The sequence below is a fragment of the Planktothrix agardhii genome, from assembly GCF_904830935.1.
GTDB classification, from domain to species: domain Bacteria; phylum Cyanobacteriota; class Cyanobacteriia; order Cyanobacteriales; family Microcoleaceae; genus Planktothrix; species Planktothrix agardhii.
In genome coordinates this window covers 456,329-482,912 of sequence record NZ_LR882952.1, presented here as the reverse complement: position 1 = coordinate 482,912, position 26,584 = coordinate 456,329, and the positions used below count along the sequence as shown (strand labels likewise).

Below are 26,584 nucleotides of genomic sequence, written 5' to 3'. Positions count from 1 at the left end.
AAATCTGGCTAAGAGCGCATACTTTTCTTTTTCTCAGCTTTCAAATCTCGATTACTAGAAGCCGCAATTTCAGCATCAAGTAAGGTTCGACCCGTGGCTGCTAAATAAACATCATCTAAACTTGGGCGAGATTGGGCAATCCCAAAGGTGGGTAAACCCGCATCTTTTAACGCCTGTTGAATCGTAAATAAGGCATCACTTTGAGTTTTAACTACTAAATTTAAAGAATTACCTTGAGCCGAATTAATAATAATTTCCTGTACAAAAGGCAAAGATTGTAATAGGAACTTGGCTGTTTCTGCTTCTTCAACCGGGGAAAATTCTCTAATTCTGAGGGTAATGCGATCGCCTCCGAGTTGATTTTTTAAAGCAGAAGGTGTACCCAAAGCAATCACTAATCCTTGGTCAATAATTGCCACCCGGTCGGCTAAAGCATCCACTTCCTCTAGATAGTGGCTTGTAATTAAAACCGTTGTGCCATTTTCTCTTAATTGACGCAGAAAATCCCAGACCACGACCCGACTTTCAATATCTAATCCCACGGTAGGTTCATCTAATACTAATAAATCCGGTTGATGGAGTAAACCCAAAGCTAAATCTAAACGTTTGCGAATACCCCCGGAATAGGTTCCAGTTTTTTGATCAATCCAATCTTGTAATCCTAATAAATTTGTAACTTGATTAATTCGTTCGGCAATATTAGGCCGAGGAATATGATAGAGAGCAGCCTGTAATTGCAATAACTCTCGCCCGGTTAAGACCTTATCTAAGGCGACCTCCTGGGCTACATAACCGAGGCGTTGACGAACAAGTCTGGGTTGATCAACCACAGAAATACCAGAAACCTCTAAACGCCCAGCATCGGGAGTAATTAAGGTACACAACGCCCTTAAAATTGTGGTTTTTCCGGCTCCATTGGGCCCTAGTAAACCAAAGATTTCCCCCGGTTGGACATCAAGAGACACATCTTTAATGGCGGGACAAGCACCATAGGATTTTTTCAGATTTTGGATCACAATAGCAGGAATCATATTATTAAACTTTGTGTCTTTGTGGTTAAACCATACTTTTTGCTAAAGCTGCTAACTGTAAACCCGGAGGATAAATTCCTTAGCAGCCACTCCCCCAAACAAAAACAGAGTAATCGAGTTGACTCGAATTCCCTGGGATTGGGCCACCAAACTATGGCCCAGTTCATGTAATAATACCGAAGCAAACAATAAGAGTGCAATAGCAAACCCAGTAACCCAAGATAAAGTTTGCCCCCACTCCGCATAACTCTGGCGATTGGCGACTGTGAACAGCAAAACAATCACAAACCAAGAAGAATCAACAAAGAAGGGAATTCCAAATAACGATCCAATCCGCCAACCTGCTTGCATGAGATGTCTTTGACTCCGTTTATTTTATTCTAGCGGTCTCGCGCCTGTGATCATCGACCCCAGCCAAAAAATAGTCTGGAAAATTGCGACAGCCTTTACGGTATGATTGGGGTCAATAGAAACATCTATCTAGTCAAACTTTAGCCTGGTTTGGGCGATGCCATTGTTAGGAGGAACAAAGTAAGTGATTAAGGTCGCAATCAACGGTTTTGGACGGATTGGACGTAACGTTTTACGCTGCTGGTTAACCCGGCAAAATAGCAATTTAGAGTTTGTGGGCATCAATGATACTTCCGATCCCAGTACCAATGCCCATTTGCTCAAATACGATTCCATGCTCGGCACACTCAAAGGCGTTGATATCAAAGCCAATGAGAATTCCATTACAGTCAATGGCAAAACCATTAAATGTGTTTCTGATCGTAACCCATTAAATTTGCCTTGGAAAGAATGGGGTGTGGATTTAATTATTGAATCCACCGGGGTATTTATTACCGAGGAAGGTGCTTCTAGGCATATTACCGCCGGAGCCCAAAAAGTCCTGATTACGGCTCCTGGAAAGGGTGAAGGCGTGGATACTTTTGTGGTGGGTGTGAATCACCATGACTACAATCATGATCAACACCGAATTCTGAGTAACGCCAGTTGTACTACCAACTGTTTAGCTCCTTTTGCCAAAGTCCTGCATGAGAAATTCGGCATTGTTAAAGGCACAATGACCACAACCCACAGCTATACTGGAGATCAGCGTCTTTTAGATTCCAGTCACCGCGATGTGCGTCGGGCTAGAGCCGCGGCGGTGAATATTGTTCCTACTTCTACGGGTGCTGCAAAGGCCGTTTCTTTAGTGATTCCTGAACTGAAAGGAAAACTCAACGGGATTGCTTTTCGAGTTCCTACCCCTAATGTCTCGATTGTGGATTTAGTGGTACAGGTGGAGAAGGCAACCTTTGTTGAAGAAGTCAATTTAGCTCTGAAAGAAGCTGCTGACGGCGCAATGAAAGGGATTCTGGAATACAGCGATCTGCCTTTGGTGTCTTCTGACTATAAAGGACATGATGCTTCTTCAATTGTGGATGCCAGCTTAACAATGGTGATGGGTGGCGACATGGTGAAAGTAGTCGCCTGGTATGATAACGAATGGGGTTATAGTCAACGGGTGGTTGATTTAGCCGAATTGGTAGCTTCCAACTGGAAAGCCTAGATTTAATTGGGACACCAGGCAGGGTTTTAACTCCCTGTTATCGGTGCGAAGTGCTGAAATCCTCGACTCAAGGATAGTTTTTCGATGGTTGAGGGTTCAGCATCATCTATTAATAAAATATCTGGATTAGCAGTAATTTCACCAATAATAGTGGCGGTTTTTCCTAGGTATTCAACAACTATTTCAGCTATATCCGCAGCCGCAGACAATACCAGTTGAAAGTCTTCTCCCCCATACAAGGCCCAATGAACAGCCTGTTGCGGGGAAACAAAGGTTTTTAAGGCTTGAGATATCGGAATTTGAGGACGTTGGATTTTAGCCCCAACTTGACTTCCTCGACAGATTTGGACAATCGCATCGGCCAGTCCATCGCTACTATCCATTCCCGCAATTGTTGTCTGGGGATGGGAGGCTAAAAAATTTTGCAATTTCGGGACAATATCCAAGCGGGGTTGGGGCCGTTGATGGGCTTGAATTAGGGATAAACGTTGATTAGCTGTTAATTCGGCTCCTAATTCGGGATGTAGGAGTAATTCTAATCCAGCCCTGGAGTCCCCATGATCTCCAGTAACTATAATTTTATCGCCAGGACGGGCAACGGAACGCCGAATTGCTAATTTTGGGTTAACCCTTCCAAAAGCAGTAATAGAAATACAAGTTACCGCCGACCGACAAATATCGCCACCCACAATCGGCGTCTGATACTGATTTAAACAGGTGGTTAATCCTTGATAAAGTTGTTCTACCCAGCTAACGGTTTTATTATCTGTTATTCCTAATGCGACGGTAATTCCGATGGGAAAAGCACCCATAGCCGCCAGGTCGGATAAATTCACCGCAGCGCCACGCCAACCCACATCAAAAGGTGATGTAGTGCGATCGCTAAAATGAACTTCATCTACTAACATATCCGTAGTAATTACTAAGGATTCATCCCCAGAAACCGCCAAAATTGCCGCATCATCCCCCACAATTTCCGAGGGACAAAAACCCTTAACAATTTCCAGTAAACCCTGTTCTCCAATATCTTTAATTAGCATCGTAAATCAGTCATCAGTCATCAGTCATGAGTTATCAGTTATGAGTTATTAGTCATCAGTTACCAGTTTATTACCCATTCGTAATTCGTAATTCGTAATTACACTAATGCTCTTAATAAAGCCTGTAACTTTAACTGAATTTCAGCTACTTCTTTTTCCGGTTCTGAACCCGCAACAATTCCGGCTCCTGCATAGAGTCTAGCACGATTTCCGTCTAATAAAGCCGAACGAATCCCCACCACAAATTCTCCATTTCCTTGATGATCAATCCAACCAATTGGTGCTGCATAAAGAGAGCGATCAAAACTTTCATAATTATGGATATATTGTTGGGCAATATCTCTGGGAGTTCCCGCAACGGCGGGAGTTGGATGTAATTGTGATAATATTTCCAAGAGATGAATATTGGTTGAAACTTGACATTTAATCGGTGTCCAAAGGTGTTGAATATTTGTGAGTTGTCTTAAACAAGGTAAATCCGTTAAATCTGGGGTTAAACCCAAACTTAATAAACGTTCGATAATAAAATCTATTACCACTTGATGTTCCCGCAGATTTTTTTCACTATTGAGTAATTCTTGACCTAAATTAATATCTTCTATCGGTGTTTTTCCGCGAGGGGCTGAACCCGCCAAGGCATCAGTAATTAATTGATTATTTTTCAGACTAATTAATCTTTCTGGACTCGCCCCAATAAACTGTTGACCCTTGCCATTACCCGTGGAAAAAATATAACAATCAGGATACAAAAGTCTTAAATTATTTAAAGAATGAATTAAATTAAATGGGGTTTTAGACACCACATCAATCGGTTGAGAAAGAACTAATTTTTTCAAGGATTTAGAGTTAATTAAATCCAAAGCAGAATGGACAGACTGTTTAAATTGTAAATAGGGTTTGGGGTCAGTTTCGACTTGTTGGGTTAATAATAAACTAGGGGTTTTACTGGTGACAGAAGGAATTGAGGTGGTTTCTAACCCATTAATTTGTTGACTTTTATACCAGACATCACTCAAAATATTTTCAATTTTAGAGTTTTTCTTCAAAACAATATTAACAATCAAAATACAGCGATTTTTTTTTCTAATCACTTGCCATTTAGGTAAAAATATGGTAGCGGGCGGGAAATAAACATTTTCCGGTTCAACCGCAAGATTTTGTCCGCAATTTAAGGATAAATTAGGATTAAAATATTGATCAAAAAAAGTAAAACTACAGCAAAAATAAGGCTTAGGTAAATGGCTATTTTTAGAACCAATAATAACGGTTTTATCTAAACAAGATTGAATAAATTTTTGCGCTTCAATAAACCTATTTTTTCCCGCCGTTATGAATTTAATAGCCGTATCAACCGCCACAAAGGACTCCTCAAATTGAGGTTTTTCAAAATAAAAATGAATTAAATTTGGATGATAAAATTGCTGTAAAATTGCTAAAGGATCAATCCATTGAATTTCATGGGCAATACTCAGAATTTTAGTCTGATAGTCCTGTAATCCATAATTTTGAAACTCTAACAAAAAACGATGCAGTTCTTGGCGATCTTGCAATAACGGGGTTGCAGAAGGAAAAACTGGCATATAAAAAATGAACAAAAAAAGGTTAAAACAGGGAAAACTGTCACCGAAAAATCGTTAACTCATGTTATTTTAATCTATGTTAACGACTTTCAGAGTCATTTACCCCTTATTCATAATCTACCCTGTAAAAATATTGCCCTCAGTCTGTAAAAAAAGTTCATAATTCTTCCCTCCTTCCCCTACTTCCCAACTGTGACAGACACCGGACACCCACATCACCTTTCCTCTACCCTCCTTGCGGGTATTAGTCCTGTCAGTATCAGATTCAACCTTTTTCAAGTCCTCTAGCATGATCAGATAGTCTTATGGGACAATAAGCCAGTCAAAGTTTAAAATCCTGTTTCTATGACCACAGAATTAATTGCAGCCTCAAAAAATAAATTATGGTTAGCAGCGATTAAACCCCCGATGTATAGTGTGGCAATTATGCCAATTTGGGTGGGAACTGCTGTTGCTGTTTTTGAAACTTCTACGATTAATTGGAAAATTTTTACCACTTTTATTACGGCAGCTATTTTAATTTTAGCTTGGGAAAATATTCTCAATGATGTCTTTGACTCAGAAACGGGAATTGACAAAAATAAACATCATTCTTTAGTCAATTTGACCGAAAATAAATCATTAGTTATAGCCATGGGAAATAGCTGTTTAGCCTTAGCAATTTTAGGTTTATTAGGGATTTGTTGGTGGCAACAGGATTTAACGGTTCTAGGCTTAATTCTGCTTTGCTGTGGCTTAGGTTATTTATATCAGGGGCCGCCATTTCGTTTGGGTTATCAAGGTTTAGGGGAATTTTTATGTTTCTTTGCCTTTGGGCCCTTGGGAGTTTCCGCCGCCTATTATAGCCAAACTCAAAACTGGTCTTGGGTCTGTTTAGCCACCTCAATTATTGTGGCAATTCCGATTACTTTAGTTCTCTTTTGTTCCCATTTTCATCAAGTTGAAGATGATATTAATGCGGGGAAAAAGTCGCCGATTGTTCGTTTAGGAACCGAACGGGGAGCAAAACTTTTACCTTGGTTTTGTGGTAGTATTTTTATTCTGACGGGTGGATTTGTCCTATGGGGAATATTCCCGATTTGGACTCTACTTAGTTTTGTTGCAATTCCCTCTGGGATTAAACTTTGTCGCCATGTCAGTCAATACCATAATCAACCTAACTTAGTCAGCAATTGCAAGTTTATCGCTATTGCTCTACAGTTTTGGAGTGGCTTATTCTTAGGAATTGGTTTGATTTTAGGTTAATTGAATCTATTATTAGGGTGGGTTAATTCCACCCAGAAGAAAACAAAGCAACTAGAGGTTAAATAATGATTCAGTTTATTCCCTTAATCGGTAGAACATTTTTAGCAACAATTTTTATACACGCAGCTATTAATAAAATCTTCAATTTTGCCGATACTCAAACTATGATGACGGGACGAGGATTACCTTTGGCTGGGGTATTATTGGTTGGAACAATTGCTGTTGAAATTTTAGGTGGATTATCTTTAGTATTAGGTTATAAAACTCGTTGGGGGGCTTGGCTTCTGATTGTATTTTTAATTCCCGCCACGGTGATTTTTCATAATTTTTGGGAAGTTCCCTCAGAAAAAATTGATTTTCTCAAGAATTTATCTATCATGGGCGGGTTACTGATGATTACCTATTTTGGGGCTGGGCCAGTGAGTGTTGATGAACATATTACCATGAGTAGTACTGATTTTACTGATCCTGATAATCCATAACCCATTTTTGAATCTGTTGTTGATTGATTTTTCCTTGAGAATTGCGAGGTAATTGTTCTACAGAAATCCATAATTTTGGGTGTTTAAATTTAGATAATTTTCCTAAAATTGCTTGTTCTAATTGAGCTTGTGAAACCTCTTTAGAATCAGGAACATACACCGCAACAACAATTTCACCCCAATATTGATCGGGTTTTGCAATCACACAAATATCTTTAACCAAACCCGTAGCACGAATTACTGCTTCTACTTCGGTGGGAAATACATTTTCTCCCCCGGTAATAATTTTATTAGTTTGTCTCCCTACCAAGGTTAAATATCCCTGTTCATCCCAATAGCCTAAATCATCGGGTGTAAAGGTATTAATTCGTAAGTTTGGATTAAAATTATCTTGATAATATCCTAACATTAAAGAATCAGCTTTAATCTTAATTATTCCTGTTTGATTAGTTTTTAATTCCTTTCCATTTTTATCATATATTTTAATTTCAGCATGGGGTAAAACCTGTCCACAGCTATTATTACCCCGTAAGAAATCCGAGGGTTTTAAAGTCACAATTTGGGAGGCGGTTTCTGTCATTCCGTAGGTTAAAGCTAGGGGAATTTGATGTAAACGACTCTGTTCTAATAATTCTAACCAAGGTGGCGCTCCTCCCAATAATACGATCTGAAATTGAGATAACCAATGGGTTAGGGATGGAGATTGTAATAGACGATGTAATTGAGTCGGAACTAAGGAGATAAAATAGTCAGTGGGATTAAAATTAATCCATTCTTCTGCTTCTACAGTCTTAAAGGATGTGATAATCAATTGTCCATCGGTTAAAAGCGATCGCATCCACTGCATTAATCCACTAACATGATAAAGAGGTAATGTACAAAAAGAATTAATAGCTGATACATTAAAATATTGTTTGACTCCTTGAACTGAAGCTATTAAACTATCCCAATGATGAACAGTAAACTTGATATTTCCCGATGTTCCTCCCGTGGGAATCATAGTCAAACTTTTGAGGTTTTCATGATTAGAATTTAAGGGGTTTTGATAGTCTAAGATCTTACCTTGAGATATTAATAAATTGGGTTTAACTATTTGATAAACCTGTGTCCATTCCTGTTGTCCCCATTGAGGGTTACATAAAAAAATCGGACATTTTGCCGTTATCGCAGTCATAAAAGCCGATAAAAATAAAATAGGGTCGGATTCTGATATTAGAATTTTAGGATAATTTTTATTAAGTTTAATCCATTGATTGATAGTTTGTAAATGAGTTTTATAACGATCAATTAAAGAGTCTTGATTGTTTAAAACTAATCTATTTTGAATTTTATCAATTATATTCATAATTCTAGGGTATATCTTGCCAGAATGGTTGCTCATTTCCTACATGAGTCGTGTTAGTAGCACTGTAAATATTTCCCTGTAATTCTTGATAATATTCATCATCTAAGAAATTAATATTAATTCCAGCAACCGCAACCCGACGTTTAAAGTCTTCCTGGGTATAGTCTCGTCCATCAATTAATGCTCCTTTAGGGTTAGAAACTAACAATTCCCCATTCACATAAACCGAATTGATTAAATTGGGCCACCAAGCATACCCACTATAACTAAATAAAGCCGGAACTCTAATAATTTGATCATTTCTGAGATTAAATTCTGTTTTGAGTTGATTAATTAAGGGTTCGATTTTCTGTTTTTGTAAATTCAGATTATGTTGGATTAATAATTGATTATTCAAAGTGGCTCGCACAGTAGTTTGTGTGCTTAATCCGCGATTAATTGCCGCTCCTTCATAGCCTTGTTTTTCCAGTTCTTTTAATAGTTTAACTCCTTCTTCTGGACTAGCAATTAACATTAAAGGTTCACCAGAAGCACTAGGAATAAAATTAATAATTTCATCAACATGACGCAACATTAACCAAGAAGTATCAATAGCAACGGGATCACCTTGAACTTTTTGGGCTTTTAAAAACTCAACAACTTCGGGATTTAAACTAACATTATCGGCTGTGCCATAATAAATTCTTCCCAAAGGATAATCAGGTAAAGCGGGAGTTACGGCTAAATTATTATACCAATCTGCCCATTGATTAAAAGCATCTAATTGACGAGGTTTACCCACTTCAAACCAGCCAAAATTTTGATTCATTAAAGATTTAGCATAATCATCACTCTCCTCACTCCGATTGCCTTTTAAAACCACCGGATATTGCTCTAATCCTTCAGGTTTAGGAAACTGAACATAGCCGATTTCTTGAGTTCCCTGCATCCACAAAGTCTCTCCAGGTGTGACTTTAACCTTTGCTCCAGTTTTTTCAACAATGGTTTTTACATCTTTAATGATAGTTTGATTATCACCGCGATCGCTAATATGAACCTCAGAAACAGATTCAGTATTATCAGACATAATCCAAGGAGCAACTCCCATAGAAATTGTATCCGTTGCCGTCACAATTCCTTGTTTCCGAGCGATGGCTTTTAAATTAACTAAACCCGACCAATTGCTATTAGCAAATTGTTTTGCTTCTACTCCTAAAACAATATCTGAACCAAATTCTAAAGGCGTTGCGCCCGACAAATCAATAGCTTTCCACCCGGTTGAAGTTTGCTGGAAAATATTAATATAGGGTTGTGCTGCTTCGTCAACGGTGAGAAATAATTCCGAACCTTTGTACTCTGGATTAACTTTAAAATGAACTAAAGCCAAATCCTTTTCATCTTCAGCCCCATTAACTATTTTATCTCGCCAATCGGGTAATCCATTAACATCATCATCATCATTATTAAATAATATTAACGGCCCTAGGGATAAAGACCATTGTTCCGGGCGTTGTTGATCTTGTTCATTCACAATACCATCTCGGTTGGTATCTCCATAAAGTTTAAAACCCGGAAATTGAGGATTAGCAACGGAAACGGGGGAAATTGTTTGAGGTTTTTCTGGTTGTTGTTGTTGGGATTGTTGGATTAAGGCGCGTTGATAGGTGGCGATCGCTAAATAACCTTGATATTCTACGGTTTTATCAATAGCTTTAGAACTCAGAAAAGACTCTTTAGGAATTTTCCGTAGGGTATCAATCGCTTGAATCCATAATTGTTGTGCGGTTTCCCAATCTTCTATTGTATTAGTTTCAGATTGTTTGCCAAAATTTGCTGCTTTAGTGGCTATTTTAATCACCTGATTCCAAGTTTCCAGGGTTTTTTCTTCAAATTTAATTTGAGCTTCAACTTGGCGATTAGCTTTAACTAAAGTTTCATATTGTTTCAGTTGTAGTTGATATTGCCAAACTTCTAAATTACTATTAATATCAGGAGGACTAGAAACTTTCTTCAATTCAGCTTTGATCAAATCCTGTAATTGATATAATTCCTCTAAGGATTTGGGTGTAACTTCTGTGGTTTCTGTGTTAAAATTGCCATTATTGCCTGCTTCAAATCCTTGAAATTGCACCCCGGAGTCATTAATCCGATACTCCAAATTGAGATCCGTTGGTGAAGATTGGGCTAAAGTTGACGGGGCGGGAACTAGGATAATTCCAACAACTACACCCAAAGCATTAATTAAAGCAACAGCAATGTAGCGCATCCAATTCATACTTAACCTCAGATATCCTGATTAATTGTACCTGAAATTGGCTAACTGTTGATCAGATATCCCTCAATCCTTTTTAAAGAGGCAAATTTTAAAATTATTAATGGTAGGAGCGAGGTCTTCTCGCCCTCCTGATATTCTCAGGACTGACGCATCACCGCTATCAATAGTAGGGGTAATTCATGAATTACCCCTACATCTAGGGTTACATCCCCAAATTTGCGTAAGTCCTGATTGAGTTAGTATTTTCTATTTTAGAAAACTCTTTATTGTACGTTGAAGGCAAAATTACCAAATCAGAGTTAGTTAAAAACGTCGCCACCGCCACGGCAAAAGCGGCTATAGTGGGGGGTGTAATCACCGCCATTCTGTTAACAGTTTGTATGATATTTCCCCCCATTGCCACGCTTTTAGGTGCCGCTGCCATACCCTTAGCGGTTGTCGGGATTGGTTTTATGGGAATTCGCTCTTGGGAAATCTTTTGTCATGCCGATCGCTTATTTGGTATAACTGAACAAACACAACAATTTTTGGGGATAACTGAAGCGACAATTTAATTTAAGTAAAACCCTTTTTGAACAGCATAAGCCGGAGCTTCTATAATCATGATATGGTCGGGAATATCTGTCATTTCAAGCTCAAAAAGATCATCAGATGTTTTGACTAAAATAGATTTTACAGCCCCTTTAATTTGAGATGCTTTATGCAGTAAAGCGAGTGCTTTGTGTAAACTTTCTCCCCGACGCTGTACCCGAATAGGAACGGGCTTTCCTTGATAATTCTGTTTTAAAATAGCATCTATTCCTTGATTTCTTTGAACTGGAATAACATCTAAACTAGCAATAATATTGAGTGCATCTTCATTGGCATTAAGATAGGCTTTTCGACCTTTTTGAAGGAGCAAAGATTCGGATTTAATTGGAGTTTTTAATCTATCTTTACAGATTTGAACAGCATCGGGGGAAATATCAATTCCCCAGGCTGAACGATTTAATAATTTAGCTGCAATAATTGTTGTCCCACTTCCACAAAAAGGGTCTAATATAATATCCCCCGGATTAGAGGCTAATTCAATAATTTGTTCTAGGAGTAAAATTGGTTTTTGACTGGGATAACCCACACGCTCTTTAGCTTTAGGGTTTAAATAGGGAATCTCCCAAACATCACTTAATGGCACTCCCTTTTTGGGATCAGCAGGAATGATTTCCCCATGATCATCCCTAGCATAAACGGCTTTACCATGCTCATCTCTGGTACGTTTCTGTAAGATTTGATCAATATTCGTAGACTCTGAATAATCACAATAAATTGGATTAAAAATAAATTGATTTGTCTTAGAATAAAAGAAGATAGTTTGATGGGCGGGTAATAATCCCTTTTTAGAATTTGACCATCGTTTGTAACTCCAAATAATTTCTGATCTAAAATTTTCTTGACCAAAAATATGATCTAAAATTGATCTAATAATATAATTAGCATGGGTATCACAATGTACAAAAATTGACCCATCTTCCTTTAAAACCTGATGTAGAACAGCTAACCTATCATGAATAAATTTTGCATAGTCTTGATGACTTTCCCATAAATCATCATAGCTAAATTCAGATTGTCTATCTCTTGTTTTCAAAGAATGCTGTTTTTGAGTAAAAAAAGGAGGATCTAAATAAATCAGATTAACGGAATTTTGCTGCATTCCTTGGACAATATCAAGACAGTCTCCTTGAATAATATTGTAAGTATTGCTCATAATTTTTAATGGATTAATCAATTATTATTCATCAGAAGCCGTATTTTGATCCGCAATTCTTTGTAAAATTGCTTTTAAATCTATGCCTGTTCTTTCAGTTACATAGTTCCATGCACTCTCTCCATAGTAATATTCACCGCCAATACCCTTATAAAGTGTCTCTAAAGTTTGTTGAATTCTGATAGCTTGTTGCCTATTGGGGTAATAAAACATAATACGAATAGGTTTATAACCTGCGGTTGATATAGCTTTGATTCTAGTATGTTCTTTTGTAATATGATCTCCATCTGTTGTTGCATCTCTCCATTTAATTTCAATGGCATTATTTCCTTCTAAACAATCAATTTCAAATGTTTTCGGTCTTGAACCCAGAGTATTAGTAATTTTGACTGATTTTGAATCAGGGTATTTTTCTAGGAAAGATAATTGAGTAGCCTTCTCTAAAAATGAACCTGCATATTTATATAAAAAACGACCTTTGTTTTGATAAATATCTATTAATCTTCCTTCTTGCTCAGTGATGCCCAAAACTCTATAGATTAGAAAATGAGAGGTGTCATCAACTTTCATTTCTTCTAAACGAAAGTTGATTTGTTTTAGTAGAGCTTCGGAAGATTTTTGTGCTAAATTATGGATTTTTTCTTCCAAACTTGAATTCGTGATAGATGCCATAAATTAAATAATATTTTTATAGACAAGTATAAGTTATATTTAATTAACATTATGATGGAATAGTTTGATTATAGCTTTAAGTTGTTCATCATGTCAATATATTTAATACTAGATTCTCGATTCATTATTCCCTATTCCCTACTCTCCAAAATTTCAACAGTCCCTTGATAACCATCAACTCGCACCCGTTGACCGTCTTTTAAATAGGTAGTAGCGCCTTGAATATTCATCACCGCCGGGATGCCATATTCCCTGGCGATAATTGCGCCGTGAGAAAGTTGTCCACCGACTTCAGAAATAATCGCTTTTGCTGTTAAGAGAATTGGCGACCATCCCGCATCGGTATAGGGAACTACGAGAATCATATTCTCAGTTTGATCAATAATATTGGTTAAACTACGGCAGATTTTAACGGTTCCTTCTACACAGCCAATACTAGCAGGAATACCTTGTAAAAAAGCCGGATTTTGTATGGTTTTTGATCGAGGTTTTGGTAATATGTTACCATAGATAATAGCCGGAACAGTGCGATCGCTATCTTCTATGAAAATTTGCCTCCGTTGACTAATTTTAGAGACAAAATCCGTGGCAATATCTGATTTTATCCAATCTTCAATTTCATCCCATTCTAAATAGAAAATATCTCCAGCATTTTCTAATACTCCCTGGGTTATTGCTTGGGATTCTATGGCTAATATTGTCCATCGTAAATGAGCTAAAAGTTTACCGTAAATTTCAGCAATTTGGCTTTTTGTTAGGGTGCGTTGATAACATTGTTTTTGCCGCCATCTTTCCCATCGGGTTAAGTTGGAAACCGTTAAATTTTCTATGCGGTAGTTAGGATTTTTAACGATTTTAAAGAGCATTTCTTTTAATATCTCTGGTTGTTCTAACCAATTAGGAACAGAAATATCGGTTCCGACTTCACTTAAATAGCCGTAGGTTTGTAACCAAGTTTCAAATTGTTGATTTTTAGCTAAAATTTGATTAAAGGATTCATGGGTTATTTGTTCGGGTTCTTTGAAGGTTTCTCTGATGTTATTGGCAATCGTTTGTAATGCTTCTATTGAGGCAATTTCTGGGGCGGTTTGGGTTGGTATCCAGCTATCAGATACTTTAAATAATGTTCGTCGAATTGCTAACCCAATCGGGGCTATTATATTATAAAAAGTGGCTGATTTTAATATAGTTTGAATGGTTTCACACCGTTCTAAAAGTTGGGTTAAAGTTAGGGATTCTAGGGACAATTCCGCCTCTAATTGTTGCAATATTGGTAAAAATAGCTGTTCTAAATCCTCTTGAAAATCCTGATCTAAATGTCGTTCTCGTTGAATTAATCGCCATAAACCTGCTAAGGAAGGTAAGAGTTTACCAATTGGAGGTTTTCCCATTTTTTGTCCTCGGACTAAAAACTCTAACCCATGTTCTGGTAGTCCCATTAAGGTAAAGATTTCCCCTAATAAAGTAGCGTTAAAATAGGCGTGAGAACCGAATAATGTAGCGGTTTGATTAAAGTCTAATTTTGCTACTTTTTTCCCTAAAACTAAGGTAAATATTTCTCCCCAAACCCCGCAGGTTAAGGGGCGATTAATTGACCAAGTTAGGGGGGGAATTACCCCAGGAATCACTTCTGCGGCAATGGTTCGCGTCCAAATGGGGTGTAAATTGGTAATGGGACGAGTTTGCAAAATCCAGACTTTTACCCCATCCCAACACCACTCAATATCTTGGGGTAAACCATGATAAAAGGTTTCTATTTCTTGGGCGAGTTTGACTAATTCCAAAATAATTGTTTTTGGTAAAATATCAGGTAGTTCTAAATCATCAATAGAGGTATTAATTTCTATTTCTAAATGAATCGGAGTAAATTGCCCGCCAACAACGGATTCTGCCCCTCCTGGTAAGGCTTCAATAATAATTTGTGAACCGCCATCTAAGGGGTTACGAGTAAATATTACCCCGGCGACTTCACTGGCTAAATAGGGTTGAATTAATACGGCTATTCCCATATCAGGAAGTTGTTGATTTTGACGATAGGAAATGGCTTCTGGAGTCCAATAGGATTGACGACATTGAATAATTGCCTCGTGTAATTCTGAAGCGGAATAAACAGGGCCAATGGTTTGATATTGTCCCGCGGCTGAAGCATAGTTACTATCTTCTCCCACCGCAGATGAACGGACAATTAAGGGAAAATTAATCGGATCAATTTCTTTTTTACAAGAAATATTTACATCTTCTAAACGGTTAATTGCTGGCAAAATCCATCCTAAAGTAACTTTAAATCCTGCCCGTTTTAATTCACTTAATCGGGTGGCTTTTTCGCCATATTGTTTAATATTTAGTTTATTTTCTAAAGCAAAAAACTGTTGTTTCATATACAATCCTAAATCATCTTTTTGAGCTAAATTAATCATCACTAATTCAATAGATAACCCCATAACTGCCACCAATTCCCCAGGAGACAAAGGAGGAGATTCAGGGGTTTGATGCCAAAACCAGACCCAAAATGGCCCACTTAAACACCCTAAACGGGAAGCCCAAAGTCGGGAGGAATATTTAGAAATTGGCAATAATAAATAACTGAATCTCCAGATGAATAATCCGGTGATTCCGCTACTAATCGCAATAATTGGAGAATAAACTAATATTCCCCAGGTTGCATTGGTAACTCCGCCTCCTTTAGCAACAAAATATCGTCCTGCGACTAATAAAATTAAACTCACCAGTTGCCAAACTGGAGCATTTGGGAATAAAATCTTAGCAGTAATAACTGGAATAATTCCTCGTGCTATTTCTAGGATAACAGCAATAATTCCCGCTTGTTTTCCTCCTTGATAAAAAGCGGCGGAAACGCTAATATTTCCTGTGCCTAATTCTGATAATTTTTTGCCAGATAGGAGTCGGACAACCCAACCCGTTAGGGGTAATGTCCCCAAACTAAAGCTACCTGCTAATAGTAATACAATCACCCAAAAAGACATCAGAAATATTCTCCGGTAATCAGTAAGACCTTCAGCATCAGATCCTAGGGTTAATTGGGGTAGGATGTCATCAATAGAATCTTTAACATTTAATTAACCAAAAATGAGATAATAGTCAAGGTATCATTATAATTAAGGAAAAATCAACATTATGGCAAGTAGTAATACTCTATGGATTCCGATTGCAGTGCTGATTGTCGGATTTGTAGCGGCGGTGGGTATTGGATCAATTGCTTGGTATAACTCCAAGCGTCCCCCAGGTTGGGAAGATAAACAAAGACCGGATTATGTTCCTGAAGTGAATCAAGAAGATGAGAATAAATAAGGGTTAAGATTAATTTAACCATAAAGACAAAAAAATACATAGAGCTTTTCAATATCCTCGGAACTTATTGATCTGCTTTTAAGAGGAAAGTCGGGAAGAATACTCGCTTTTCCCGACTTTCAACTAAAAGCAATGGTCTTGAACAATTCTCCTCCAGCAATCAAATTTAAGGGCAAATTAACAAGGATTTAGTTTTTCTTACCCTTGGGAAATTGGTTGATTTGGGCTGACCCATAAAAGATGAGGGAATTGTTTTGAATTCGCAATCTATCTACTTTTAATTGGGTTCCATCTAAGGCAAATTTGTCCAGATCTAATAAATCATTAACATGGTTGACTAGGGCTTGACTGAGGTTAATTTCCTCCTGGTTTCCGCTATATTGAACGTCAATAAATTGGATTTTCCGACGATCTTCCACCTCGACTTGAGTGGTGAAATCAACTTGGACGGGTTCTTCTGCATTTCCGAGTAAAATTCCCGATTGAATTCTAAGATTTTTCTCAGGAGTAACTGTCATCAGGGTTTTTGTAAAGGTTAAGGATTCTCCCTGATATTGCAAGCGCTGGAGTTTTTCTACCACAAAGGGTGTGTTAAAAGAGTCTGTCAAGTCCTCTTCGGTTAATACCACCCGCAAACTAGCTTGAGTGGGTTGTCGTAACTTGACTTGACCTGTAAAAATCGCGCTGAAATCAATGGACACCGCCTGCACATAGAGTTCCATGACAGCAATGCGGAGGCCATTGTACATCAGCATCCCGTTACCGATAAAATCGAAACCATCGACGCTTCCCTGCAAAAGCTTGGCTACAGGTTCCGCCCGAACGTTGGCTTCAATTTTTTCAGAACGTTTGAATAAAGCTGCGATCGCAGCCCCAACCACCTTACTGACAAGGCGATCGCCACTTTGATTCTGAAAAGAAGTGCTTCCAAACAAAGCCTGTACCATTCCTATTGCTCGTTAGCTGACTTCCCTATTATAACTTTTTATAAAGTTTTATAACAATTAGTAATGCTTATCAACAGAATAAGGAGGAGCGGGGGTGCGGTGGGATCAGAACAGGGAAGAGTGAATTCGTTTGCTGGACTTATAAGTATAGCAGTCGCCAGACCTATTAGGACAAAGAGTGATGCAGCAAAGCTAGACGGTGAAATCTTTTCCTCCCAGATCCGGCGTTCCCTGTTCTCGTTCGACCGTTCGACTGGCTCACGGCTCACGACGCAGCCTGTTCCCTGCTATAAGTGTCTTAACTGTAATGCGTAGTGCTATAACTTCAACAGAGTGGCAATCTTTCTGAAATCGGGGAGATCCTTGCAACAACGAAATATGATTACCTACTTATGAGGTTAAAATCCTTAACAGTTTATCCTTCAATAAAAAATTCCCTAGCAGAACCAGGGAATGAGGATAATATAGGTTTATTGAGCTCGGAAAATATTAATGAATTAACTCAATAGCTCGTTTCGTCAACGCCTCAGAAGTAATACCATTAAATGCCATTAACTCCCCTGCGCTGGCGGTGGTTTCCCCCCGTTTCCAAGCGAAAGTATCCCGCTTAGAATTGCTGCGTAACATAATCGGTTCTAACATCAAACTGGAACCACCTGTTACTCCAATTAACGCATCTCCAGCAAACAGTTGATTAAAGGTTTCATCACTGGCAAAATTGTTATCGGGTTCGGAACAAGTCTCGGATAAAACATCGTGAGAACGATATAAACGCCGAGGGTTAATAATAGAAACAATTCGCACTCCAATCCCTTCAGTTTCTAAAAATGCCGCCGCTTCAAACACCGGAATTAAGGTCATATCCCCAATCACCGCAAACACCACGGTTTTATCCCCTGGAACTTCCTGTAAGACCACCGCCCCATCTTTTAACCCTTGATCAGCTTGCTCAAAGGTGGTGCGGATGGGTAAGGGGGACTTACTGGCGGTGATAATAATGCTCTTATTTTTAGTATTTAAAGCCCAATTATAGCACACTTGAATGCTATTGGCGTCGGGAGGAAACACCGGAAAAACGTTCCCACTTCGCATCATAGCTGCGAAATAAGCCTCAATTTCAGGCCGTTGATGTGTCCAACCATTGCGACCCTGTTCTAAGGCTCCGGCGGTGAATAAACACACCGTTGAGGGGGTAGGACGTCGTAACTCAGCCATAGCTTGAGCTACGGTTTGCAAAACTGGCACACCGTTAATCGCAAAAGACTCATAAGAACACCATAATGTTCGGGCTCCTAATAGGGATAATCCCACCGCTAACCCGGCACAAGCATCTTCGCTTAAGGGTTCATAAACTTGCCCTTGGGGTTGTTGAAAATAAATATTATCCGTTGTTGGGTGAATAATCTTTAATCCCTGGTTAATATTGTTAATTCCCGAAGCCGCATTTCCATCGGCATTGGTAACAATAAAATGGGGATCTTTTTGCCCAACATGAACAACTAACGCCCCCATTGCCGTTGTTGAAACCTTGGGATCACCGCCAACAGCATATTCTTCTAGGGGTAATTCTCCCAGATCCGCTAAATGGTAATCAAACTCTGTGACAACGGTTTTGGCTGCTGGGCCACCACTAGAACGCTCTAAATTTGTCCGCACTAATTCCCAAGCCGCCACAGGTAAGGCCCGTTCTTTTAAAGCGTTAATAATATGGGGACTATCTAAGGTATCCCCTGGATAAAGATTATGGGATTTTGCACCCAGGGCGTGAACTCCCGCTCCTTTCAATTGTTTAATAATAAACACGGTTAATTTACCCCCTAAAGCCGATTTTGCAGCTTTATCCATTGCCACTAAAATTGCTTGGGTAAATTCAATTCGTTTATTAATAGAAAAGGCGGTACTATCAACATAATTACCCGCTTGATTTTGATCATCAAAATCTTTCGCATCGACTAAAATCACTTCTGAAAATCCATTTCCTTTCCAGTAAGCAATCATTTCTGCATTGGTTTTCGTAGAAACCATGCTATGATGCTCTTGACTGTAACCATTCCAAACCAACACAGGCAAGAAATTAGTCACTTCAGGATAGGCGGTATGGAAGTGCATCATGCTACTCATGGGGTACGGTTCCCCCATGCCCCCATCGCCGAGAGTGAAGGGAAATAGGACGTTCCGGTGTAACAGGGCTGCGGCCATGGCAAAATGTTGTCCCTGTCCCAACGGCCCGGCGGGGTTGAGCAAGCCAGGAATAAAGCCAGAAAGGTGGCCAAGTAGTCCATGTTTTTCGCGAAAGCGATCGCGCAATTGTTGGACGGTGACAATTCCCATATCCTCCAGGGAGCGATCCAAGAAGACCGCACTATAAAATCCTGGGGCATGGTGTCCCACTTCTGTCATAATATTTTTATGACCCAGCATCACCAAGGCCGCATAAGCTTCCACACTAGAAGCAAATCCCCCTGGGTGTCCAGAGGCTTTACTGGCGGTGACTTGTAAGGTCAAATAACGCAGGGCATCGGCATAGAGTAAGGTTTGATAGGCAGCCTTAGTATCATGGGCATCGGAAATTGATACAGTATTTTCAGCAATAATTGGGCTATTCCCATAGCGGTCGAATTCGGGGAAACTGTCTTTAAAATACTGAATTCCTTGACAAAATTCTGGTATTGTTGTTGTCATATTTAATCCCTTCTCGGTCATTCTAATTTTTTGAGTTAAGATTTATTTTACAATTGCTTGTCCCTAAAAATGATTTTATTTTTGAAACCGATAAATAAATTAAAATCATTGATGTCAATGAATAGAGAGAAAATTAGTTTACTATTGGGGTCTCCGGGGAGTATTTAAACCTGGTTGCAAAATTTTTGTATATAGTTAATATAGAAGAAACGATAACCTAATTTGATCACTCTGAAACTTTGATTATGAATACACAACTTCCTCCCGCATCCCCACGTCCAGCTTTTCAAGAAAAAGTATATTGGATTTCTGATCCGCTTAATTATATGGATACCCATACCCAAAAATATGGGGATATTTTTAGTAATTATATTCTGGGGGCAAAAACTCCTTGGGTTTTCGTGAGTCATCCCCAAGCCATTCAGAAAATTTTAACCGATGATATCTTTGAAGCTCCAGGTGCTTTTAATAAAATTTTACAGCCTTTAACCGGAGATAATTCTATCTTTATGTTAGAGGGCGATCGCCATAAACGAGAACGGAAATTATTAATGCCCTCTTTTCATGGGGAAAGAATGCGAGATTATGGGGAATTAATCACAGATATTACCCAAAAAGTCATCGGTCAATGCTCCGAAGGACAGTCTTTTACCGCCCGAGAAACCCTGCAAGCAATTTCTTTAGATGTGATTTTAAAAGTGGTTTTTGGGGTCTATGCAGGAGAACGATATAGTCAGTTAAAACGTTTGTTATCAGGAATATTAGACGTTTTTAAATCTCCTTTCAGTTCTAGTTTTTTATTCTTTCCTATTTTACAACAAAATTTAGGCTCTTGGAGTCCTTGGGGATATTTCTTAAAACAACGTCAAGAAATTGATGAATTATTATATACCGAAATTCGAGAACGTCGTGAAAACCTCGATGAATCTCGTAAGGATATGCTGCATTTAATGATGGCTGCCAGGGATGAAGAAGGCAACCCGATGACGGATCAAGAATTACGAGATGAATTATTAACCTTATTATTTGCTGGGCATGAAACCACAGCTACGGCAATGTCCTGGGCTTTATATTGGATTCATAGCCAGCCAGAAGTCCATAAAAAACTAATTCAAGAGTTAAAAAGTTTACCTGAAAATGCTGAGGGAATGGATATTTTTCGCTTACCCTATTTAACAGCAGTTTGTCAAGAAACCTTGCGAATTTATCCCGTGGCAATGTTAACATTTGCTCGAACCAATAAAGAATCTGTCGATTTAATGGGTTATCAATTACCGCCAAAAACTCCAGTAGTCGGCTGTATTTATTTAACCCATCGACGGGAAGACTTATATCCGCAAGCAGATCAATTTAAACCGGAACGCTTTTTAGAACGTAAGTTTTCCCCCTATGAATTTCTTCCCTTTGGAGGAGGAAGTCGTTTATGTATAGGAATGGCTTTAGCTCAATATGAAATGAAGTTAGTCTTGGCTACAATTTTGTTGAATTATGAGTTAAATTTGTGGGAAAAACAACCGGTAAAAGCGGTACGTCGAGGGGTAACTTTAGCCCCCAAAGGCGGGATTAAAATGCAACTACTAAAGAAACTTCCACTTCATATTATTTTTTAAGATCCCGAATGAAATCTTGATAAAATTTTGCATGGGAACCTGTAAAATTATCCATATTTTTATTGGTTAAATATCCTCTGGATTTAGTATGGGGATTTTCAACATAACTATAGATGGATTTTGGATAATTTGGATCTTCATGCCATCTAATATTAAATGCTGCATATTTCGGAAAAAATTGCATCTCAGCATAACCTTTAATCTGATCATATATCCACCAAGCTAATGCTGTCCAGTCTTTAGTCCGTTCATAATAGGGAATAAAAGAAGTGACAATAATACAAGCCGTTGCTCCCATATAACCATTTTTATCTCGTCTATCCCAAATATGAGCCGCATAATTGCTTTCATTTGAGGCACAATTATATCGACCTACGCCTTTAGCATTCACTTCACAAGACCGATAAGCCGAACGAATACTAATTCTTCCGAGGGCATCTTGTAGAGGTTCTAGTACATTTTCACAGAGGTTTTTTCCGGCTGCGATCGCTAATTCTGGATCATCGGGTATATTAGGAATACCCTCTATTTGAGAAATTTCTGAGTATAGAAATTCCCGCATAAAAAAACTTTTAGAAAGTTGTACCCGTCCGAGTTCTTCTAACGCTTTAACAGTTTCTGGTTTTCTCATAGCATTATTCATTTCATCCATCATTTATTTGAAGGATTTTATGCCCAGATTATTACAAATTTGCGGATAAATTCTTTACGCTTCATACCGCTATTTTTTCTTCTTGGTAATTACCATTAGCAGCATTAATAGCATCTTGGCGATTAAATTCTAATGCCTCTTCCAACGTAGTTTTAAGACTTGCCAATAATTGATCACGGGAAGATTCTTGACAATTCACTCCTGGAATTTCTTCAATCCAGCCAATCCACCAATTCCCATCTTGTTTAATAATTGCCGTATAGGTATTGCTCATATTTAGCCTATTTTACATTGCTCTTAGGGTACAAATTAAAACATAATCCCAGTATAACTGATTTGGTTCTGAGTTGGTATGGGGCGATCGCTATTTTTAAAAGATGTATAATACCTTGGTCTGTAGGGATGTGATGTGATCGCGCTATACTAGATTAACAACGATTAGGAGGATATAGCCCATGTCTTTTGAGATTAAATTGAGTGAAGAATTTGTTAAAATTCAAAAAATATTAGAAAATTTACAGGATTTACAAGAGTTAAGAACAGCACAGCAAGAAGAACAAGAAAGTCCTACTTTTTCTTTAGATGAAGTTAAGCAAATATTGAATTTATCTTAGTTTAAATCGGAAACCGAGAAACTGGGTTTCTGAAAACCCCAGGAGGAATTAAAATGGTTTGGAATTTTGCTGAAGGAATGATAACAGCAATTCAAGGATTTTTTGCACCGCAAACAGTGGTAGCGATGGCGCAACGACAAAATACAATTGATCAAATTGAAACTCAGTTTTATTTAGAAGCAAATCGCCAAGAATTTCAGGCAGAATTAGAAGGTTATAGAATAGCTTCTCAATTCAACTTACAAGAACGTCAACAAACTTTTCAAGCGTCTTTAGAAGGGTTAAAAATTGATGCTCAATTTGCCATGCAAACCAGGGGGCAAGAATTTCAAGCCGATTTGGAAGGGGTAAGACAAAAATTCAATCGAGAACTTGAAGACTATCGCCAATTTTGCGAAAATGCGCGACTGCAAAAACGACAAGATTTTGAAGCCGAACAGTTAGCAAGACGCTTACAACATGAACAACGATTAGAAGAATACCGTCGGGAAACTCAACTAACATTATCTCGCGTTCAATTATTAACTGCGATAGAACTCGCCGATGATCAAGCAATTCGAGACACTTTTCCCCTAAAAACTCCAGCTATAGTGATTTTAGATGCTTACAAAATCTATCAAGAAAATTATCGGAATATTCCGCTTTTAGTGATTATTTCACCTCCAGTATTAGAGTTTGAAAAATTTCCCAATGCTTCCCAAGGTTTTAGTAAAATAGAAGATTCCTTAACAGATCAAGTGCAGGAATTTTGCAAATATTATCCCCTCACCAGTCAGGAAAGACCTGTCAGATATCAAGGTGCAGATTGGGAAAGCAAATCTTCTCATGGTAAGATTGCAGTGGATATTTTGCATCATGTCCTTAAATCAATTCCTACTGTGGTTTTAGAGTCTAAAGTTGATGGGGATTTGCTACGGATTTATTTAGCAGGTTGGGATATGCTAGAAAAAGTCCCTCATTATGAAAAAGTGCTGACGGTTCCCTGGAAAGAGGTTTTGTATCCCATCGCCCGCAAATATGCCCAAGAGTGGCGAGAGTACCGAATGAAGTTATTAGAAAAAGGCAGAAGTTTAGAGGATCTGAAGCGACGGGGTGGGGATGATGAACTGAATCTTTTAATTTTAGAAGAAGAGGAAGAAGACCGTGAGTTTGGCAGAAGCGGTCAGCATGATTATAAATACAATGTGCGCGAAGATAAATATATTCGAGAACTGGCGCAATTTTTAGGGATTTGCCATTGTATTTTAGTGGGTTTGATGGCCGATCGCTATCATTTTTCCCATGCTGATGTGCGTCCGAAATTGCCAGAACTATTGCCGGGATTATTGGAAAAAGTGCCGAGTGAAAGTTTGAATCAAATGCTGGTGGGTGAGATTGTTTCCAGCTATCAAAATCTCTATCAATTAGCAGGATGCGATCGCCCTCATCTGATTCCCGATTTATATTTAGATTTAGCCCAGAGTTTGAGTTATTTACCCGATCAATCTTGGGCCAGAAAACAGATTAAGTATTCGATAAAAGTTTGGCTGATGTTGAGAAATCGGGTTTCTTCTATTGAAGAAAAAAAACCGGGTTTGTTGGAGTTATTAGAGGCTGTTACATCAGCTTTGACGGTGGGGGATAAAGAATATTTGGAAAAGCTGAATGGGTGTTTGGAGGCTGTTGGGGAAAGTCAACACCAGGAAATGATTCGGGTGGCGATGCAGCGCCAAGAAGCGGAATACAAACGTCAACTGGAAGCTGAACGTCAGGAACAACTGGAAGCTGAACGTCAGGAACAACTGGAAGCTGAACGTCAGGAACAACTGGAAGCTGAACGCCAGGAACAACTGGAAGCTGAACGTCAGGAACAACTGGAAGCTGAACGTCAGCGACAACGAGAAATTGAGCGCAAACGCAAGCTAGAAAATGCCTCAGTTGCTTGCACCCTGACTGGGCATTCCGGCTGGGTTAAGTCCCTCGCCATCAGCCCGGATGGGCAAATTCTTGTCAGTGGTAGTGATGACAACACGATTAAGATTTGGCAGTTGAGTACGGGCGAAGAACTTCGCACCCTGACTGGGCATTCTGACTCGGTTAATTCCGTCGTCATCAGCCCAGATGGGCAGACTGTTGTGAGTGGTAGTAGTGACAAGACGATTAAGATTTGGCAGTTGAGTACGGGGCAGGAACTCCGCACCCTGGAAGGGGATGGCTTGATTAATTCTCTAGCCATCAGCCCGGATGGGCAAATTCTTGTCAGTAGCAGTCATACTGTTGTGAGGAGCGGTTATTACAATTCTGAGTCTCATACTGTTGTGATGGGCAATGATTACAATACAATCAATAAAATTAAGATTTGGCAGTTGAGTACGGGGCAGGAACTCCGCACCCTGAAAGGGGATTGCTTAATTAATTCCCTCGCCATCAGCCCAGATGGGCAGACTGTTGTGAGTGGCAGTGATGACAACACGATTACGGTTTGGCAGTTAAGTACGGGGCAGGAACTTCGCACCCTGACTGGGGCTGGCTCGATTAATTCCCTCGCCATCAGCCCCGATGGGCAGATTCTTGCGAGTAGTCATACTGTTATGGGTTCTATGGGTTGTTTGTTTGACACCACGATTAAGATATGGCAGTTGAGTACGGGCGTAGAACTTCGTACCCTCACTGTGGATTTTGAATTGGATATTATTTCCCTCGCCATCAGCCCGGATGGGCAGACCCTTGTGATTGGTGGTGATGGCACGATTACGATTTGGGATTTGAGTACGGGGCAGGAACTTGGCACCCTGACTGGGCATTCTGACTCGGTTAATTCCGTCGCCATTAGCCCTGATGGGCAGACCCTTGTGAGTGGCAGTGCTGACAACACGATTATGATTTGGCGGGTGGTGTGACCCAGACTCCGAGAAACCGGGTTTCTGCAATAACCTTTGTTTCCCAACCGAGATTAATTGAGAAACCCGGTTTCTGACCTCCAGCAGCGCTCCAATTGCTATTTAATCTAACTTATTTCATGTTATCATAAAATCACTTGAGAGCAGAAGGAAATGATCATGCAAACCCAAGAAAAATCAGCTATCGAAAAGCTACCACAAACAGAGAAACGCTATTACACGCCGGAGGAATATCTGGCATTAGAAGAAACTGCGATCGACAAAAGTGAATACCATGATGGGGAGATAGTAACAATGACAGGCGGAACAACCAACCACAACAAACTCGCACTGAATTTTTGCCGCAAATTTCCTTTGACTATAAAGGAGCAAAATTATGAGATATTTATCAATGATGTGCGTCTGTGGATACCCCAAACTCGCCGTTATGTCTATCCCGATATCATGGTAATTCAAGAAGAACCAATCTATCAAGAAAATAACCAAACAGTTGTAACAAATCCTCTGGTAATTATTGAGGTTTTATCCAATTCAACTAAAAACTACGATCGCGGTAATAAATTCTTCTTTTATCGCTCAATCCCTACCTTTAGAGAATACATTTTGATTGACCAATATAGCTATCATATTGAGCAATTTGCTAAAAACTCTAAGAGCAAATGGGAATTAACAGAATATGATTCAGAAGACTCTGTATTAACCCTAGAATCCGTAGAATTTCAAATACCAATGAGAGATATTTACCAACGAATTAATTTTGAGGCTAACGCAGAAGAAGTAAACGAGCTAACCGATGAAATCCAACAATAAGAAACCCTGTTTCTCAGACCCACGCGACTATATCTAGTTGTTATAATAGATAGACCTGAGCATTAAAATCGCCAATGTATGACAGCAAAAATAAACATCAGCAACTTGGGTAATTCCTTAGCTTTGCCAATAC

General features: G+C 38.9%; 21 protein-coding genes and 1 pseudogene. 9 read left to right on the top strand and 13 right to left on the bottom strand.

Annotated features, from left to right (window positions below):
* Positions 1-8 precede the first annotated feature (8 nt).
* Positions 9-1,031 carry an ABC transporter ATP-binding protein gene (locus tag NMG88_RS02195; RefSeq protein WP_227349974.1) on the bottom strand — a complete coding sequence of 341 codons (1,023 nt, stop codon included), beginning with the start codon at positions 1,029-1,031 and terminating at the stop codon, positions 9-11.
* A gap of 75 nt (positions 1,032-1,106) precedes the next feature.
* Positions 1,107-1,382 (bottom strand): annotated as a pseudogene (locus tag NMG88_RS02190) (site-2 protease family protein); the annotation flags it as partial.
* A 184-nt stretch (positions 1,383-1,566) separates the two neighbouring features.
* Between NMG88_RS02190 and NMG88_RS02185 the strand changes: the two are divergent.
* Positions 1,567-2,586 carry a type I glyceraldehyde-3-phosphate dehydrogenase gene (locus tag NMG88_RS02185; protein ID WP_042151414.1) on the top strand — a complete coding sequence of 340 codons (1,020 nt, stop codon included), beginning with the start codon at positions 1,567-1,569 and terminating at the stop codon, positions 2,584-2,586.
* 26 nt (positions 2,587-2,612) lie between these two features.
* On the opposite strand, the gene thiL is transcribed toward NMG88_RS02185, so the two are convergent.
* On the bottom strand, positions 2,613-3,626 hold the full coding sequence (gene thiL, locus NMG88_RS02180) for a thiamine-phosphate kinase (RefSeq protein ID WP_027249381.1): 1,014 nt from the start codon (positions 3,624-3,626) through the stop codon (positions 2,613-2,615).
* Between the two features lie 98 nt (positions 3,627-3,724).
* On the bottom strand, positions 3,725-5,206 hold the full coding sequence (locus tag NMG88_RS02175; protein ID WP_026797591.1) for an isochorismate synthase: 1,482 nt from the start codon (positions 5,204-5,206) through the stop codon (positions 3,725-3,727).
* 345 nt (positions 5,207-5,551) lie between these two features.
* Here NMG88_RS02175 and menA point away from each other — a divergent pair, with 345 nt between their 5' ends.
* Both menA and NMG88_RS02165 read left to right on the top strand, forming a co-directional pair.
* Positions 5,552-6,451, top strand: a complete 900-nt coding sequence (gene menA, locus NMG88_RS02170; protein ID WP_042151411.1) for a 2-carboxy-1,4-naphthoquinone phytyltransferase — start codon at positions 5,552-5,554, stop codon at positions 6,449-6,451.
* A gap of 65 nt (positions 6,452-6,516) precedes the next feature.
* On the top strand, positions 6,517-6,933 hold the full coding sequence (locus NMG88_RS02165; RefSeq protein WP_173400993.1) for a DoxX family protein: 417 nt from the start codon (positions 6,517-6,519) through the stop codon (positions 6,931-6,933).
* Here NMG88_RS02165 and NMG88_RS02160 read toward each other — a convergent pair.
* Positions 6,911-8,278 carry a 2-succinylbenzoate--CoA ligase gene (locus tag NMG88_RS02160; protein WP_254035069.1) on the bottom strand — a complete coding sequence of 456 codons (1,368 nt, stop codon included), beginning with the start codon at positions 8,276-8,278 and terminating at the stop codon, positions 6,911-6,913. The genes NMG88_RS02165 and NMG88_RS02160 overlap by 23 nt on opposite strands.
* 4 nt (positions 8,279-8,282) lie before the next feature.
* The gene (locus NMG88_RS02155) at positions 8,283-10,532 is read right to left on the bottom strand and encodes a protein-arginine deiminase domain-containing protein (RefSeq protein WP_254034490.1); all 2,250 of its coding nucleotides are present in this window, start codon (positions 10,530-10,532) and stop codon (positions 8,283-8,285) included.
* 266 nt (positions 10,533-10,798) lie between these two features.
* Between NMG88_RS02155 and NMG88_RS02150 the strand changes: the two genes are divergently transcribed.
* Positions 10,799-11,086, top strand: a complete 288-nt coding sequence (locus NMG88_RS02150; RefSeq protein ID WP_027249387.1) for a hypothetical protein — start codon at positions 10,799-10,801, stop codon at positions 11,084-11,086.
* Here the strand turns inward: NMG88_RS02150 and NMG88_RS02145 are convergent.
* The 3 genes from NMG88_RS02145 to NMG88_RS02135 all read right to left on the bottom strand — a co-directional run bounded on the left by NMG88_RS02145 (position 11,083) and on the right by NMG88_RS02135 (position 15,932).
* Positions 11,083-12,276, bottom strand: a complete 1,194-nt coding sequence (locus NMG88_RS02145) for a DNA-methyltransferase (RefSeq protein WP_254034491.1) — start codon at positions 12,274-12,276, stop codon at positions 11,083-11,085. The genes NMG88_RS02150 and NMG88_RS02145 overlap by 4 nt on opposite strands.
* 24 nt (positions 12,277-12,300) lie before the next feature.
* Complete coding sequence (locus NMG88_RS02140) at positions 12,301-12,948, bottom strand: ApaLI family restriction endonuclease (protein ID WP_071782555.1); 648 nt, start codon at positions 12,946-12,948, stop codon at positions 12,301-12,303.
* A 131-nt stretch (positions 12,949-13,079) separates the two neighbouring features.
* Complete coding sequence (locus NMG88_RS02135) at positions 13,080-15,932, bottom strand: glycerol-3-phosphate acyltransferase (protein ID WP_254035068.1); 2,853 nt, start codon at positions 15,930-15,932, stop codon at positions 13,080-13,082.
* A 151-nt stretch (positions 15,933-16,083) separates the two neighbouring features.
* Here NMG88_RS02135 and psb35 point away from each other — a divergent pair, with 151 nt between their 5' ends.
* Positions 16,084-16,257: a photosystem II assembly protein Psb35 gene (gene psb35, locus NMG88_RS02130; RefSeq protein ID WP_162832327.1), complete on the top strand. Its 174-nt coding sequence runs from the start codon at positions 16,084-16,086 to the stop codon at positions 16,255-16,257.
* 188 nt (positions 16,258-16,445) lie between these two features.
* Here psb35 and NMG88_RS02125 read toward each other — a convergent pair whose 3' ends face one another.
* Together NMG88_RS02125 and NMG88_RS02120 are read right to left on the bottom strand one after the other, a co-directional pair.
* Complete coding sequence (locus tag NMG88_RS02125) at positions 16,446-17,204, bottom strand: LmeA family phospholipid-binding protein (protein ID WP_026787023.1); 759 nt, start codon at positions 17,202-17,204, stop codon at positions 16,446-16,448.
* Between the two features lie 489 nt (positions 17,205-17,693).
* On the bottom strand, positions 17,694-19,886 hold the full coding sequence (locus NMG88_RS02120; protein ID WP_254035067.1) for a phosphoketolase family protein: 2,193 nt from the start codon (positions 19,884-19,886) through the stop codon (positions 17,694-17,696).
* Positions 19,887-20,131: 245 nt separating this feature from the next.
* On the opposite strand from NMG88_RS02120, the gene NMG88_RS02115 reads away from it, so the two are divergent.
* Positions 20,132-21,496 (top strand): cytochrome P450, encoded by a 1,365-nt coding sequence (locus NMG88_RS02115; protein WP_254033546.1) that lies wholly within the window; start codon positions 20,132-20,134, stop codon positions 21,494-21,496.
* Here NMG88_RS02115 and NMG88_RS02110 read toward each other — a convergent pair.
* Positions 21,486-22,139: a peptidase M15 gene (locus tag NMG88_RS02110; RefSeq protein ID WP_254035066.1), complete on the bottom strand. Its 654-nt coding sequence runs from the start codon at positions 22,137-22,139 to the stop codon at positions 21,486-21,488. The genes NMG88_RS02115 and NMG88_RS02110 overlap by 11 nt on opposite strands.
* A gap of 70 nt (positions 22,140-22,209) precedes the next feature.
* Entirely contained in the window at positions 22,210-22,422 is a 213-nt protein-coding gene (locus NMG88_RS02105) for a hypothetical protein (protein ID WP_026797583.1), read from the bottom strand.
* A 181-nt stretch (positions 22,423-22,603) separates the two neighbouring features.
* Between NMG88_RS02105 and NMG88_RS02100 the strand changes: the two genes are divergently transcribed.
* From NMG88_RS02100 to NMG88_RS02090, 3 genes are all read left to right on the top strand, one after another.
* A complete protein-coding gene (locus tag NMG88_RS02100; protein WP_193372470.1) occupies positions 22,604-22,762 on the top strand; it encodes a type II toxin-antitoxin system Phd/YefM family antitoxin in 159 nt (52 codons plus the stop codon).
* 53 nt (positions 22,763-22,815) lie between these two features.
* Positions 22,816-25,641 carry a hypothetical protein gene (locus tag NMG88_RS02095; RefSeq protein WP_254035065.1) on the top strand — a complete coding sequence of 942 codons (2,826 nt, stop codon included), beginning with the start codon at positions 22,816-22,818 and terminating at the stop codon, positions 25,639-25,641.
* A gap of 159 nt (positions 25,642-25,800) precedes the next feature.
* The gene (locus NMG88_RS02090) at positions 25,801-26,451 is read left to right on the top strand and encodes a Uma2 family endonuclease (RefSeq protein ID WP_254035064.1); all 651 of its coding nucleotides are present in this window, start codon (positions 25,801-25,803) and stop codon (positions 26,449-26,451) included.
* The last annotated feature ends 133 nt before the right edge of the window (positions 26,452-26,584 follow it).

Excerpts from the sequence above, each read along its gene's own strand:
- NMG88_RS02090 (WP_254035064.1), top strand. The coding sequence starts at position 25,801 with ATGCAAACCCAAGAAAAATCAGCTATCGAAAAGCTACCACAAACAGAG.
- NMG88_RS02140 (WP_071782555.1), bottom strand. The coding sequence starts at position 12,948 with ATGGCATCTATCACGAATTCAAGTTTGGAAGAAAAAATCCATAATTTA.
- NMG88_RS02120 (WP_254035067.1), bottom strand. The coding sequence starts at position 19,886 with ATGACAACAACAATACCAGAATTTTGTCAAGGAATTCAGTATTTTAAA.
- NMG88_RS02155 (WP_254034490.1), bottom strand. The coding sequence starts at position 10,532 with ATGAATTGGATGCGCTACATTGCTGTTGCTTTAATTAATGCTTTGGGT.
- psb35 (WP_162832327.1), top strand. The coding sequence starts at position 16,084 with ATGGCAAGTAGTAATACTCTATGGATTCCGATTGCAGTGCTGATTGTC.
- NMG88_RS02195 (WP_227349974.1), bottom strand. The coding sequence starts at position 1,031 with ATGATTCCTGCTATTGTGATCCAAAATCTGAAAAAATCCTATGGTGCT.
- NMG88_RS02110 (WP_254035066.1), bottom strand. The coding sequence starts at position 22,139 with ATGAATAATGCTATGAGAAAACCAGAAACTGTTAAAGCGTTAGAAGAA.
- menA (WP_042151411.1), top strand. The coding sequence starts at position 5,552 with ATGACCACAGAATTAATTGCAGCCTCAAAAAATAAATTATGGTTAGCA.
- NMG88_RS02115 (WP_254033546.1), top strand. The coding sequence starts at position 20,132 with ATGAATACACAACTTCCTCCCGCATCCCCACGTCCAGCTTTTCAAGAA.
- NMG88_RS02095 (WP_254035065.1), top strand. The coding sequence starts at position 22,816 with ATGGTTTGGAATTTTGCTGAAGGAATGATAACAGCAATTCAAGGATTT.
- thiL (WP_027249381.1), bottom strand. The coding sequence starts at position 3,626 with ATGCTAATTAAAGATATTGGAGAACAGGGTTTACTGGAAATTGTTAAG.
- NMG88_RS02165 (WP_173400993.1), top strand. The coding sequence starts at position 6,517 with ATGATTCAGTTTATTCCCTTAATCGGTAGAACATTTTTAGCAACAATT.
- NMG88_RS02125 (WP_026787023.1), bottom strand. The coding sequence starts at position 17,204 with ATGGTACAGGCTTTGTTTGGAAGCACTTCTTTTCAGAATCAAAGTGGC.
- NMG88_RS02105 (WP_026797583.1), bottom strand. The coding sequence starts at position 22,422 with ATGAGCAATACCTATACGGCAATTATTAAACAAGATGGGAATTGGTGG.
- NMG88_RS02100 (WP_193372470.1), top strand. The coding sequence starts at position 22,604 with ATGTCTTTTGAGATTAAATTGAGTGAAGAATTTGTTAAAATTCAAAAA.
- NMG88_RS02160 (WP_254035069.1), bottom strand. The coding sequence starts at position 8,278 with ATGAATATAATTGATAAAATTCAAAATAGATTAGTTTTAAACAATCAA.
- NMG88_RS02175 (WP_026797591.1), bottom strand. The coding sequence starts at position 5,206 with ATGCCAGTTTTTCCTTCTGCAACCCCGTTATTGCAAGATCGCCAAGAA.
- NMG88_RS02145 (WP_254034491.1), bottom strand. The coding sequence starts at position 12,276 with ATGAGCAATACTTACAATATTATTCAAGGAGACTGTCTTGATATTGTC.
- NMG88_RS02135 (WP_254035068.1), bottom strand. The coding sequence starts at position 15,932 with ATGTCTTTTTGGGTGATTGTATTACTATTAGCAGGTAGCTTTAGTTTG.